Origin of the sequence: Streptomyces sp. NPDC096311, from assembly GCF_044763085.1 — a bacterium.
Classification (GTDB): domain Bacteria; phylum Actinomycetota; class Actinomycetes; order Streptomycetales; family Streptomycetaceae; genus Streptomyces.
This window is the reverse complement of sequence record NZ_JBIWFN010000009.1, coordinates 1-13,813: the sequence shown is the minus strand read 5'-3', so window position 1 is coordinate 13,813 and position 13,813 is coordinate 1. Positions and strand designations below refer to the sequence as shown.

Below are 13,813 nucleotides of genomic sequence, written 5' to 3'. Positions count from 1 at the left end.
CGATGCGTAACTCGGCAAGTTGCAATGACAGTCCAGGAAGGGAAGCTCAGTCATGGCAGACGGTCAGCGGCTATCAGACGCCCAAGTAGTCAAGCTCGAAAAGGACATCCTTATCAAGTTCGAGTCGATCAAGGGGCAGGTTCACCGCCTTCAGGGCACCATCGACAGCCTTGAGTCCGGGCAGTGGAAGGGCATCGGTGCCGGTGCCTTCAACACCAAGCAGTACGAGATCAACACGTCCCTGGTGCGGATCGGCAACGTCCTCACCAAGTTCCTGGAGGCGATGACCGCCACCCGGAAGATCAAGGACGGTACGGAGGACGAAGTCCGTTCGGCCGTGCAGAGCATCAACGTGTTTGACGGTGCCCCGAAGTCGAGCCTCAGCGGGTTCTGAGTCCGACTTGTCCGAGCTCGCAGGTCGGGCTCGGTGAGACGACATCACGAATGAAATGGAGTAGGCATGGCCGGCAACAGCCACGATGAACTCGTAGTCAAGTACGGGGCCCTTGACGCCGCGGCCACCGAAATCGGTAACCAGGCCAAGCAGCTTGAGCAGGACCTGGAAGAGATCAAGAAGATGGTCGCCAGCGTGGCGTCGGGCTGGGAAGGCGAAGCCCACAACATGTACAAGCAGCAGCAGGCCGTGTGGGACAAGGAAGCGCGCGACATCCACCAGGCTCTGGTGGCCATCGCGCAGGTGGTCGGCCGCGCCGGCGGCGACTACCACGGCGGCGACAAGAAGGCCGCCAGCTACTACCTGTAGGACAGGTCGATACGGGTCGACAGGGTGGGCACGCACGGGAGGTGCCCACCCTGTTGTGCGTCCTCACCCCTATCGGAGCTCATATCAGACGCACTTGTTCTTCTCCTGGATCTGCTTGGTGTAGTCGACGATCAGACGCTTCATCGTGGCGGCGTCATCGAGATCGGGCGCGAACACCTGCATGACGGTGAACAAATACTGATCCGGATGGGTCGAATCACTGCAGCCTTCGGCTTTACCGACCGCACCGGTTCCTGAGTAAAGATACCTTTTGTCGTCCGTCACGGTCCCGGGGGTGACCTCTGCATGCACGGCAGCAACGTCCATGAGGGTGCCCTCTTTCTCCCACCACAACTGACCCGCGATCATGGCGACTTTGCCATCGACGCTGATCTTGCACCGCTCGGTTCCACCGTTGGGCGACTCTTGTTGCGTGGAAATTTTCTTTCCAGGCGGCAAGAAGGGCGATACCAGGTCGGATTTCACGGAGACGCCGCACAGGGATTTTGGCAGCGCATACTCCCGCACCTCTTCTGTCGAGCAGCCGGACAGCGCGATTCCCATGGCGACGGCCGTCGCCAGGAAAGCGACTCTCCTGGGTGCCGGTGAGAATCGGAGACGAGAGTACTTCAAGGTCGCATGCCTCTCTGGACAGGGTGAATGTTGCTCGAGGTCCGAGACGGATGTCTGACGGCTCGACGGCTCGACGTCAGACATCCGTCTTGAGGTCCGGTGCCATGGCGATGACATTCGTCCCGGACGCGTTGAATCCGCGTTGCGCGCCATCGCGCGCCCATTCCCCGACGTCCGGGAGATCGGACCGGTTGTTGTTCTTCGCCGCGGCCTCGGCGGCCTTCTCGGTGTACTTGCTGTTGCTGTCCAGGCCGGACTCCCAGTGCTCGCCCATCACAGGGCCGGCATCGTCCTTGGCCTTCCCCTCGGCGTCCTTGAAGAGTTCCTCCAGGACCATGCTCGTCGCGGTGCCCGCGATTCCGCCGGCCGCCGCCCCTCCGGCGGGGCTGGTGATGAAGGTCGTACCGACGCCGGTGATGGTGCCGACGGTTCCGGAGATCGCGTTCTTCCACTGAGCCACCGAGTGCTCGTAGGCCTTGTCCTTCTCATCGGCCTCACCCGCGACGACTTCCGCGCGGCCTTGTGCAAGGGTTCCCGAGACTTCACCGGACCCCTTCGCGATCTGCTCGACCACGAATTGCGGGTCTTTGGCGTAGCGCTGGTCCTCGGGGAGATCGGGATTCAAGTGATATTCCATCAGGTTGGCCATGTAGGCCTTCTGGCCCACTTCGACCGCTGCGTACCCTTCGGGATTCTGTCCGACGGTGAACAGGAACCGTGTCACGTCCCGGTGATTGAACTCGGCCTCGGAGCCCGCGATCGGGAAGAGTCGATCGGTGTCGTCGTCTCCGTCATCGGTCATGGCTCGGTTGAGGTCCGGAAGGTACTCCGACGCGATCTGCCCGATGCTGTCGCCCATGAACCCATGCTTGGTGACGCGCTCGTTGTCGTCGGAAATGGAGGCGACGAGGCTCTCCATCAGCTTTGTCTGCTCCGGGTTGTGGGAAGGGGTGTCGAGCGTCGGCAGCTCACCCGCCGGATGCCCCGTGGTCGCGGCTTCCAGAGCCAGCGCCAGGTTGTTCCGGCCCGTGTTGCTGGCATCGCCCTTGTCGTCCTGGTCCTGCGGCCAGTCACGCTCCTCGAAGAGGTAGTCGAAGTTGGACAGGGCCTTCTTGTGGTCCTCGTCCTTGCCGATGAACTGGTCGTTGAAGAACTCGGTGGCCGCGTCGGGGCTGTTCGACAGTGCTTTCAGATAGCCGGTCATCGGGTCGTAGCCGCCGTCGGTCCCCGTACGGTTGAGGTCCGGGTCGAAGCCCATCTGCTGCCAGGCGACGTGCTGACCGTTCTGCGTCAGCTTCCGCTCCGTGTCCATCAGTTTCTTGCCGTAGTCGCCAAGAAACTGGTCGTCGTAGTCGCCCCAGCGCATGAAATTGCTCATGACCTGGACGCCGAACGGGAACCCACCACCCCTGCCGACGGGCTTGTCGCCGAGGTCCACCATCTGGCGCTTCCACTCCGTCATGGCCGCGGTGTCGCTCTGGGTGGCGGTGGCGAGGGTGAGGCCGATGTGCTGCTGCAGATCGTCGAGTTGCTCGCGCCTCGCACGGTACAGCTCAGGGTTCGTGGTCGGCTCGGTGAGCTTCGTCCAGAACTCGAGCGTCCCCTTGGCGCCGAGTCTGGTGGCGAAGCGCTCCGCGAACAGGTCGTCGTTCGCGTACTTCTTCAGGCCGGCATTGAGCCTGTCGAACTCCTCGACGGTGAGGTCCTTCGGATCCTTCCGTGCCAGCTTGGCGAGTTCATCGGCTTCCTTGACGGCGTCAGCCGCCGAGTCCCGGTCCGCATAGCTGGAGTCGGAGAAGCCGAGCCGGCTCTGGTCGACGAGGGCCTGCAGCACCGTATTGGCCGAGTTGTCGCTCTCCGTCGCGGCATTGAGGATCTTCTGGACCTCGTCCCGCAGGGCGGTGACATCACTCGCGTCGTGTTCGGGAACGGTCGTCCCCTTCGCGGCCCGGTCCGGGTGGATGTTCATCGTGACCGTGAATGCGCCACCCGTGGTGGACACCACCGTCAAGTTCTTCTTCAGGCCTCGGTCTATGGCCGCGTTGAGCTTCTTCCGATAGTCCTTCAGCTCGCCGAGCGTGTCCCTCAGGATGTTGCGGATGGATGTCGCCTGGGTGTGGGCATCCGCGAACTCGCCGGACGTCTTGCCGATGAACTCCTTGGAGACGGTGGCGTTGACGCCCGCCCAGTTAGCCTTGTTGGCCGCGCCCCTGAGGCCCTTGTCGGCGGACTCCTTCAGGTCGTCGAGGTCACGGATCATCGTCGTCCAGTCCTCCACGGCGTCGTCGAGGAGTGCGAAGTCGGCGAATCGAAGGGCTTCGAGGTCCATCAGTTCTTGTCCTTCTTCTCACCCGAGTCGCCGTACACCGGGTTCTTCTTGCCGGGGTCACCCACACGCTCGTCGAAGCCTGCGTCCAGCACGTCGATGCTGCTCATCTGCCGCCGGATGTAGTGGTCGTCGCCCGCGTGCAGCTTCTTGGTGACCTGCATGTGGTTCGAGATGTGCGCGCACGCGTCCCTGAGGGACGACAGCTGTTCGTCCCAGCGGGTCGACACGTGCTGGAGTCCGCCACCCAGCGCGAAGCCTTGTGTGGAGAGGTTTCCGGCCGCCTTGTCGCTGCTGGGGACCGCCCTGCGTCCCTTGCTCCACAGGTCGTTGTACAGCGTGAACGCGTGGTCGCCGATCTTCGCCAGATCACCCTCGCGCACTGTGAGATCGCCGTACTGACTGGGATCCGCGGTGTTGCCCCCGCCGCCCGCGCCGGGCTCCACCTGGTTCAGCTGCATCTGTGCCGACTGGCGTTCCGCCGCCTGTGACTTCAGCTGTTCCCACTCGTCCCACGCCATGCCTTTGGATCACTTCCCCGTGTCCCCGTGAAGCCCGTCCTCCGGACGGGACCGCTACCTCGAATCCGTCGAACTACAAACTGGCCGGATCCGTGAGCTTGAGTCAAGGAAGTCTAAATAGCTCACCATGATCTCCACAACATGGCGCATGTCTCTGGAGGGCGACGGTGACCGGGCTCATGCCCTTCGCTTGTGCGCTGCGGGCTTCTGCCGGGTCGGCCGGGACGAAGTCGACGCGGGGCAGTCGAGGGCGTCGCTCGACCCCGCTCCGGACGGGTTGACGACGTCCGGAGGCCAACGCGTACCGCGTGGTGTTACTGGCAGCCCTGCTTCTCCATGGCCTTCGGGAAATAAGAACGGAGGAAGGAGCGGAGGGCATCGCGCCGTTCCGAAACCTTCTCAGGAACGTTCTTCTGCAGCTGAACCAGCACGGCGAACTTTTGCTGCTTTCCCTTGTAGGTGCAGTCGGCGACCGCCATTGCTCCACGGTCGGCGATCACGGCGTCGTCGCCGATGTCGGCAGCGGCGGGACTCCCCAGGCGTACGAGTGCCCGATCCTGGACCTTGATGGGATCGGTGTCGCCGGCAACGACATCTCCCGAAAGATAGACGACCAGCTTCTGGTCCACCAGCAGACGGCACCGTGGACTCTCCGGGCCGGCGTCGTACGACTTCTCGGTGAGTTTCTTCCCGTTCGGAAGGAGGGGAGACAGAGAGTCGGAGTCGACGGTCACACCGCATGCCTTGTCCGGGACCGCGTAGTCGCGAGACTCCGAACAAGCTGTCGCCGTCAGAAGGATCACGCTCGCAGCAGCAACAGCGGCGGAGACACTTCGCGTACAGCGCTGAGATCCTCCCGTACGCAGCGCGGTACGTACCGCCGTACGCACCGCGGGCCGACCCGGAAGCGGAGAAGTACCGTTGTTCACTGATCACCTGCCAGTCCCTGAGCACGGCCATTGCCGTCGAAGGCGGCGCCGTTGATCTCGGATGTAATCGTGTACCTGTTGTTGCCGTGGTTCGGGTTGGCGTCCATCCACAGGTCGGCCAGCTTCTGCAGTTGGTTCTCCCGCGCGGTGAAGACTTCGCCGTTCTGCCGGGCGGTCTCCTCGTTGATGCGTGCTTGCTCGTCCAATTGCCATTGGTAGGCGAGGGCGTCGACGCCTCGCTGCGCGGCATCACCGACCACCGGGATGAAGTTCGCGGCACCACCGAAGCCGTGATACAGCCACTTGGCGTCCCATGAAGGGTCGTGCTTGTCCGTCTTCAGCGCCTGATAGCGGGCCTCTTCGAGGAAGCCGACGGTGTGGCCTGCCCGGAGCAGCGTTTCCTTCGGGTCGCTCGGATGGTCCGTGTAGATGTCGCGCACCATCTCCCGGTTCAGGCCGTCGTTGAGTATTCCGTAGGCGTTCTGATCGCGTGACACCTGCTTCGTCACTTCCAACAACTGATGGCGATCGAGCTGTCTCGGGTCGCCGTGATCATCCGCGAGGGAACTTGCGGTGTGATTGACCTCGTCGCCATAGTTCACCAGCACTTTGGCCATGTCATCGCGCATCTCGGGAGCGAAGTCGTCGCCCACACCCGAGATGATCTGCAGAGAGCGATCGAGGACGTGCCGGTTCTCGGCCGTGTGCTCCACGGGAACGGCGTGGGGGTCGTTGGGATTGACGCCCGTGGCCGCGGCGACGAGAGCATTCCCTGTCGCGTCACGCGACTGGTTTGCATCGTCGCTGTTCAGGGGGGTGTCGTCGAAGGTGGGGCGATCCTTGAGGACCCACTCGGCGTTGTCCTGGGGATCAGTGCTGTTGAAGAAGTCGGTGGCAGCGTCGGGGCTGTTCGAGAGAGCTGTCATGAATCCGGTCATCGGATCCCGGCCGAACTCGTCGCCCATGAAGTTCATCTTGGGCATGGCAGGTCCGCCCACGCCACCGTTCCAGTAGTGGTCCGGCAGCTTCATCTTCTTCTCGGTCGACACCAGGGCGTCACCGTACTTGTTCAAGAACGCGTCGTTGTAATCCCCGACTCGCATGAGGTTGCTCATCAGCTGGAAACCGTAGACCCGTGTTCCACGGGTCTTGATGGGATCGTCACCCAGCTGGACCATGTCGTTCTCCCAGTTCCGCATCGCGGGGGAATCCGACTGTGTCGCTCCTGCGAGAGTGAGGCTGAGATTCTTTTGGAAGTCGCCGAGTTGATCGAGGCGTGCCCGCTGCAGATCGCCGCCGTCCGAGGGATCGGAGAGGTCGGCCCAGAAATCCAATGTCCCCTTCGGGCCGAGGGTGGTGGCGAACTTCTCCTGAAAGAGCGGGTCGTTCTTGTAGCCGGCGAGATTCCGGTTGAGTTCATCAAACTCCTGGGGAGACATCGAATCTCCCTTGTTCTTGATGAGATTCGCGTACTTCTCGGCGTCCTCCAGGGCCTTGGTCGCCGAATCCCGGTCACCGTACGAGGCGCCGGAGAACCCGTACTCGGCTTGCTCGACGATTGCGCGAAGCGCCTCCGACGCGGTCTCGTCGCTGTGCGTGGCTCTGCCGAGAATGCGCTGGACGTCATCGCGCAGCTCGGTCACATCCTGTTCGCTGTGATCAGGGACCGTGGTTCCCTTGGCCGCACGATCGGGATGGATGTTCATCGTGACGGTGAAGGAGCCGTTGCCGGTGTCCATCACCGTGAGGTTCTTCTTGAGCCCGCGCGATATCGCCTCGTTGAGTTGCTCGTGGTAGCTGACGAGCTCCTCGTGAGTGTCCTTGAGGATGTTACGGATGGTGCTGGCCTCGGTGTGGGCGTCAGTGAACTCGCCCGCCGTCTTGGTGATGAACTCGCGCGAGACAGTGGCGTTCACGCCGACCCAATTGGCCTTGTCCGCCAGGCCTTTGAGTCCTTCACGGGCGTTCTTCTCAAGGGTCTCCAGGTTCCCCACAACCCGAGTCCAGTCATCTATGGCAGTACCGAGCGACGCGAAGTTCCCACAACGGAGCGTATCCAGATCCATCAGTGCCCCTTCCCACCGTCGAAGCCCTTGTCGAGAGTGGAGATGCTGCTGACCTGGCCGGCGATGTAGTACTCGTCGCCCTGATGGGCCTTCTTCGTGAAGTCCATATGGTTGGAGATATGGGCACACGCGTCGAGGAGCGACGTCAGTTGTTCTTCCCAGCGGCTCTGCACGCGGTCGACTGCCCCACCCAGTGTGAAGCCCTGGGTCTTGAGATCCGACGCCGCTGTCTGGCTGCTGGACCAGGCGTCACGCCCATACCGGCCCAAGTCTTCCCACAGCTTGAATGCCCGGTCGCCGATCGCGGCGAGATCCTTTTGGTCAACGGTCAGATCACCTTGCGGGGTGCTGCCACCGCCACCGTCGGCCGGCAACTGATTGAGTTGCATGCGCGCGGATTGCTTGTGCGCTGCCTGGTTCTTCAGCTGCTCCCATTCGTCCCAAGCCACGTCTGAATCCTCCCCGTTGTTCCCGTGAGCGCGGCCGTCGGACCGACGGCCGCCGGGCTACTTCAACGTACCAATGGAGCAGATCTGTCGCGTCAGAGCTGTCGAGTGCGAAGACTTTCGCGTGTGCTTCATCAGTACTCCACACTCATCAACCCGGTCTGAACCAAGGGCTTTCCCCGCCTACGAGAGACAAAGACGCCCCGCCCCGCGGGCATCGCCCGAGGCCGCACTCCGCCCAGGATGTCTCCCTCGCCCGGATCACCGGCGAGCACCACACCCTGCGCACCCAGTTCCCTCATCCGCTGCATGAACGGCTCGTACGCGGCGCGCCCCGCACCGGCGGTCGACCGGGCGATGATGAACCGCACGCCCACATCCCGTGCGAACGGGAGCAGTTCCGTCAGACCGCCCAGCGGGTTCCCGCTCGACGTGGACACGAGGTCGTAGTCGTCGACCACGACGTACACCGTCGGGCCGCGCCACCAGCTCCGCTCCCGCAGCTGCTGTGCGGTCACGTCTGCCGTGGGTGTCCGGCGTTGCATCAGCTCCGCCAGCGCGCTCATGTGGTGGTCCATGGCATTGGACATGGGGATGTACTCGGCGAGGTGCGTGGACGGGGTGACGTCCAGCAGTGAGCGCCGGTTGTCGACCACGAACAGCTTGCAGTCGTCGCCCGAGTACCGCTCGGTCAGCTGCTTGATCAGCAGGCGCAGCAGGTTCGACTTGCCCGACTCGCTCTCTCCGAAAACGAGGAAGAACGGGTCCTGCTCGAAGTCGACGAAGACGGGTTCGAGGTTGTCCTCGTCGAGGGCGAAGGCCACGCCGCGCTGCGGGGAGTGGTCACCCGGAGGCAGCTGCAGCGCCGGGAACTCGCGGGGCAGCAGCCGGACTTCGGGGGCGCCGGGCGCCTGCCAGTGGCGGGACACCTCCGTCGCCAGCGCCGCTGTCGCGTCGGCGAGGTCCGTGTCCGACGTCAGACCGTCGATGCGCGGAACGGCACCCATGAAGTGCAGCTTCCCCGGCGCCTGGCCGCGGCCGGGCACGCCCGTGGGGACGTTCACGGCCACCTTGCGGTCCAGCTCCGAGTCCATCGTGTCGCCGAGGCGCAGCTCCAGGCGGTTCATCAGGTGGTCCTTGAGGTTCGCCCGGACCTCCATCGACCTGGACGCGGTCAGGACGAGGTGGATGCCGTAGCCGAGACCCCGTGCGGCGATGTCCAGGACGACGCCCTCCACGGCCTCGTAGTCCGCGCGGAAGTTCCCCCAGCCGTCGATGACCAGGAAGACATCACCCCACGGCTGGTCGGTCAGGGAGATCTGGCCGCGCGCCCGCTTCGTGCGGAACTCGGCGATCGACGAGATGCCGGAGGAGCGGAAGTACTCCTCGCGGCGCGTCATGACGCCGTACACCTCGGCGACCGTACGCCGCACCTTCTCCGGGTCGAGGCGCGAGGCCACCCCGCCGACGTGCGGCAGTCCGGCCACGGCCGACATGCCGCCACCGCCGAAGTCGAGGCCGTAGAACTGCACCTCGTGCGGGGTGTGGGTGAGGGCGAACGAGGCGATCAGGCTGCGCAGCAGCGTCGACTTGCCGGACTGCGGACCGCCGACGATCTGCATATGGCCGGCCGCGCCCGAGAAGTCGACCCACAGCGGGTCGCGGCGCTGCTCGTACGGCTTGTCGACGAGACCGACGGGCACGACGAGCCGTCCCGCCCCCTCGTAGCCGGGCTGAGTGAGCCCGCGCCCCTGCACCGCGGCCAGTCCCGGGAGCAGCCCGTCCAGTGACGGCGGGCTGTCCAGCGGCGGCAGCCACACCTGGTGGGCCGCCGGCCCCTGCGCCTCCAGACGGCGCACGATCACATCGAGCACCGTGTCGGCCAGGGCGTCGTCCGTCTCCGACGTCTCCTCACGCTGCTGGGGCACGGCGGCGTACCGCACCGGCACCTCCGCCGCGGTGAACAGCACCGGCCGCCGGTCCACCGGCAGCGCGCCACCGAGCGCGGACCGGGTCGGACCCGTGCGGTACACCCCGGAGACGTACGCCGCCTTGAAACGCACCATCTCGTCCGTGCCGAACTTCAGGAAGCCGGAACCGGGCACGTTCGGCAGTTCGTAGGCGTCGGGGACGCCCAGCGCCGCACGCGACTCGGCGGCGGAGAACGTCCGCAGGCCGATCCGGTACGAGAGGTACGTCTCCAGACCGCGGAGGCGGCCCTCCTCCAAGCGCTGCGAGGCCAGCAGCAGATGCACGCCCAGCGAACGGCCGATGCGGCCGATCTGCACGAACATCTCGATGAAGTCCGGCTTGGCGGTCAGCAGCTCGCTGAACTCGTCGATCACCAGGACGAGGGACGGGATCGGCTGGAGCGGCGCCCCGGCCGCCCGCGCCTTCTCGTAGTCGTGGATGTTCGCGTAGTTGCCCGCGTCGCGCAGCATCTCCTGGCGGCGGTTGAGCTCACCGCGGATGGAGTCGCCCATGCGGTCGACCAGCGTCAGGTCGTCCGCCAGGTTGGTGATGACGGCGGCCACGTGCGGCATCTGCGCCATCCCGGCGAAGGTGGCACCACCCTTGAAGTCCGCGAGGACGAAGTTCAGCGTCTCCGACGAGTGCGTCACCGCCAGACCCAGCACCAGCGTGCGCAGCAGCTCCGACTTGCCCGAACCCGTCGCGCCCACGCACAGCCCGTGCGGGCCCATGCCCTCCTGCGCGGCCTCCTTGAGGTCCAGCATCACGGGCCGCCCGTCCTCGCCGACACCGATCGGCACGCGCAGCCGCTCGGCGAGCGAACGCGCCCGCCAGGTGCGCTTGGTGTCCACCGAGGCCGCGTCTCCGAGGTTCAGCAGATCCGTGAACTCCAGGTTCGCGAGCAGCGGTTCGTCGTCGTCCCCGCCCGAGGCCATGCGCAGCGGCGCCAGCTGCCGCGCCAGCGCCTCCGCGGACTCGTACGAGAGGGCGTCCGGTGTGCCCTCGTAGACGATGCCGTGCCCGGACTCCAGGTGCAGCGCGTGCGGCTGCACGACGATGGAGAGGTCACCGCGGGCTCCGGACAAGTCCTCGGGGACGACCTCGACGACCGTCACCCCCTGCAGTCCCTCGGGGGCGGCCAGGACGGAGTCCGGTGGTAGCGACAGGCCATCGAGTACGACGACGATGTGCGGTTCGTCCGGGAGCGGGGTGGCGTTCGGGTGGAAGCGTGGGCGCCCCGTCAGCCGGGTGACCAGCAGTTGTTCCAGCTCGCGAGAGTCGCTGCCGATCAGCCGGCGGCTGCCCGCGCCGTCCGCCGTGTCGGGGAGCTGCACGTGCGGCAGCCACTTGGCCCACTCCCAGTGCGAGAGCTCCTCACGCCCGGCCGCGACCACGATCACCAGGTCCTCGGGCGAGTGCAGCGAGGCCAGCGAACCGGCCAGAGCACGCGCGGAGGCACGTACGGACTGCGGATCGCCGCTGACCGTGACGTGGTAGAAGGCGCGCAGCGAGACGGCCATCGGCAGCGCGTCCAGGACGCCGTGGGTGGCCACGAAACGCTGCATCGCGCCCGCGGTCAGCGGCTCCAGCTGGTCGACCGGACCTGTCTCGGGGGAGACCAGCGGGGTGGCCAGCGACTGCGGACCGAGGCCGATGCGCACCTGGGCGAAGTCCTCGTCCCCAGGCCGCCGTTCCCACACCCGGCTGCCCTCGGCGACCAGCGCCCACAACTGCTCGGGAGAAGGGTGCAGGTAGTACTGGGCGTCGCGCTGCGCCTTCCCCGTGTCCAGGGCCGTGCGTCGGGTCTGCGACAGATAGCTCAGATAGTCGCGGCGCATGTCCGCGAGCTGGCCCTGGGAGCCGCGACGGAAGCGGACGATCATCGCGACGGACATGGCCACCGTCGACGCGATCATCACCATGCCCATGATCTTCATGAACGGTTGCCCGTTCGTGAAGAAGAAGACCACCGAGCCGCCCATGCCGAGCGTCGGCAGCAACTGCATGAGGACGCTCTCCTGGTGCCCGCGCGGAAGCTCCGGCGGCGGCTGCAGGACGACCTCTTCCGTGGGCACTTCGGACGGCAGCGCCCGAGGTGGGCGCTTGACGATGATTTGGCTCACTGCTCACCAATTCCCTTGCCGGCCCCAGGGTCTTCCGCCCGCCGCCCCGTGTCAGGCGGACGCAGGCCGCCGCGTGATCCTACTGACTTACTACCGACTTCATGGGGGACGGGTGGGCGGTAGGGTGCCGGATGTTCGCGTGAGCACACGCGAACGAGGCCGGAAAAACAGGGCATTCCGCGCGATGTGGTGGTGTGCGGAACCCAAGAACCGGCCGCACGGACCTCTTTCCGCCGCCTTGCCGCACCGTCGGCCGGGTGGTCCGGACAAAGAGACGCAGGACCTTCACATCGTGGCCGCGGAACCACCGCAGCCGCGGCGTCATCACGTCCGCGCAACCGACGCAGACGCACGAGCATGACCGAGATCGCAGACGCAGGACCATCATTGAGGGGGAGCAGCAGGTGAGCATGACGGCCTCCGCGACAACCACCGGAGCCGGAGGGCCGGGACCCGGAGCCCCTCACGGGGCAGACACGGGCCTCGGCTTCTGCCGGGTCACCATCGTCGCGCCCGACAGCCGGATCGACGTGGCGCTGCCCGACGACATCCCGGTCGCCGACATCTATCCGGAGATCCTCAGGCTTTCTCAGCAGAGTCCCGCCCAGGGCGCTCCGGTCGGTTACCACCTCGTACGCCGCGACGGCGCTGTCCTCGACAGCTCGCGCTCCTTCGCCGCGCAGCGGATTCTCGACGGCGAACTCCTCACCCTGCGCCCTTTCTCCGAGTCGCTGCCCCCCGCCGTCTTCGACGACGTGTCAGAGGCGGTCGCATCCGCGGTCACCCGTGAACGCACCCTGTGGAGTGGCGACCTGACGCGCGCCGCGGGGCTCGTCGGCGGCGGCGTCCTGCCGACGCTGCTCGCCTTCGTCGCCTGGACCGCCGATCCGCGCCACGACATGCACAGCCTTCCCGGCATCCTCGCGGGCGTCACCGGTGTACTTCTTGTCGTCCTCGCCGCGATCCGCGCACGGATCTACGACGACCGGGCCTCCGCCGTCGCGCTGGGACTCGGCGCGCTCCCGAACGTGGGCGTGGCGGGCTCCGGGCTGCTTTCACTGGCGGGCGGTGAGGGCATCGGCAAGCTGCAGTTCCTGCTCGCCTGCGCCGCGGTGCTGGTGGCCTCGGTGGTGCTCACCCTGTGCTCGCGGCGCGGTGACGGCCCGTTCGTCGCCTTCGTGTTCGCCTCTGCCGTCGCCCTGGTCGTGGTGTTCGTGGCACTGCTCGTGCACTGGACACCCACCGAGATCGCCGCGCTGTGCGCGCCCGTCGCCGTGGGGGCACTGGCGTTCCTGCCGGGCATGTCCATGCGCTTCGCCCGCCTGCCGATCGGCTTCGACCCGCCGAACGCCGCTCCGCGCAGCGCGTACTCCGCCGATCCCGCCCCGCCGGAGCCGGTCGACGCCGAACGCATCGAGGCGCAGGCCCGCCGCGGCCACGAACTCCTCGTCGGGCTCGTGGGCGGCTGCGCGCTGCTCGCCGTCGGCGCCTCGGTGGTGCTCGGCTTCTCCGACAACGTCTGGGGACAGCTGCTCGCCTTCGCCACCGGCGTCGCCATGCTGATGCGCGCCCACCTCTTCCGCTACACCACGCAGGTCGCGCCCGTCCTGGCCGCGGGCCTCGGTGCTCTCGTCCTGCTCGGCCTCGGTCTGGCGCTCAACCCGCCGCACGCTCTGATGCGCGACGCCCTCACCGGCGACCGTGCGGACCTCGACATCCGCACGATCTGGCTCGTCGCGGCGATCGGGGCGGCGGCAGCGCTGGTCACCGCACTCGGCCTGATCCTGCCGCGCGGCGGCCTCACCCCGTTCTGGGGCCGCTTCCTGGAAGTCGCCGAAGGCTTCGTACTGCTCACCCTGATTCCGCTGGCCCTCGCGGTCTTCGACGTGTACGGCGCGGCCCGGTCCATGACCAGCTGATCACCGAGCCGAGAACGGGGAGGGGGGGGGGGGGGCCCCCCCCCCCCCCCCCCCCCCCCACCCCCCCCCCCCCCCCCCCCCCCCCCCCCCCCCCCCCCCCGCCGGGGGCGCGGCGC

The 13,813-nt window shown here is 66.3% G+C and carries 10 protein-coding genes; 3 read left to right on the top strand and 7 right to left on the bottom strand.

Annotated features, from left to right (window positions below; translation table 11 throughout):
- The first annotated feature begins 52 nt into the window (after positions 1–52).
- Together ACIRA5_RS23045 and ACIRA5_RS23040 are read left to right on the top strand one after the other, a co-directional pair.
- On the top strand, positions 53–394 hold the full coding sequence (locus ACIRA5_RS23045; protein WP_075031308.1) for a WXG100 family type VII secretion target: 342 nt from the start codon (positions 53–55) through the stop codon (positions 392–394).
- 66 nt (positions 395–460) lie between these two features.
- Entirely contained in the window at positions 461–763 is a 303-nt protein-coding gene (locus ACIRA5_RS23040) for a WXG100 family type VII secretion target (protein WP_075031309.1), read from the top strand.
- Positions 764–847: 84 nt separating this feature from the next.
- On the opposite strand, the gene ACIRA5_RS23035 is transcribed toward ACIRA5_RS23040, so the two are convergent.
- From ACIRA5_RS23035 to eccCa, 7 genes are all read right to left on the bottom strand, one after another.
- Positions 848–1,327, bottom strand: a complete 480-nt coding sequence (locus ACIRA5_RS23035; RefSeq protein WP_403693365.1) for a hypothetical protein — start codon at positions 1,325–1,327, stop codon at positions 848–850.
- Between the two features lie 145 nt (positions 1,328–1,472).
- Positions 1,473–3,725 (bottom strand): hypothetical protein, encoded by a 2,253-nt coding sequence (locus ACIRA5_RS23030; protein ID WP_403693363.1) that lies wholly within the window; start codon positions 3,723–3,725, stop codon positions 1,473–1,475.
- Entirely contained in the window at positions 3,725–4,243 is a 519-nt protein-coding gene (locus ACIRA5_RS23025) for a hypothetical protein (protein WP_075031312.1), read from the bottom strand. The genes ACIRA5_RS23030 and ACIRA5_RS23025 overlap by 1 nt, the downstream gene beginning before the upstream one ends.
- Positions 4,244–4,557: 314 nt before the next feature.
- Positions 4,558–4,872: a hypothetical protein gene (locus ACIRA5_RS23020; RefSeq protein ID WP_403693361.1), complete on the bottom strand. Its 315-nt coding sequence runs from the start codon at positions 4,870–4,872 to the stop codon at positions 4,558–4,560.
- A 296-nt stretch (positions 4,873–5,168) separates the two neighbouring features.
- Complete coding sequence (locus ACIRA5_RS23015) at positions 5,169–7,166, bottom strand: hypothetical protein (RefSeq protein ID WP_403693359.1); 1,998 nt, start codon at positions 7,164–7,166, stop codon at positions 5,169–5,171.
- 71 nt (positions 7,167–7,237) lie between these two features.
- Positions 7,238–7,687 carry a hypothetical protein gene (locus ACIRA5_RS23010; RefSeq protein ID WP_403693358.1) on the bottom strand — a complete coding sequence of 150 codons (450 nt, stop codon included), beginning with the start codon at positions 7,685–7,687 and terminating at the stop codon, positions 7,238–7,240.
- A 131-nt stretch (positions 7,688–7,818) separates the two neighbouring features.
- Positions 7,819–11,778 carry a type VII secretion protein EccCa gene (eccCa, locus tag ACIRA5_RS23005; protein ID WP_403693356.1) on the bottom strand — a complete coding sequence of 1,320 codons (3,960 nt, stop codon included), beginning with the start codon at positions 11,776–11,778 and terminating at the stop codon, positions 7,819–7,821.
- A 410-nt stretch (positions 11,779–12,188) separates the two neighbouring features.
- Here eccCa and eccD point away from each other — a divergent pair, with 410 nt between their 5' ends.
- Positions 12,189–13,697, top strand: a complete 1,509-nt coding sequence (gene eccD, locus ACIRA5_RS23000) for a type VII secretion integral membrane protein EccD (RefSeq protein ID WP_403693857.1) — start codon at positions 12,189–12,191, stop codon at positions 13,695–13,697.
- Positions 13,698–13,813 lie beyond the last annotated feature (116 nt).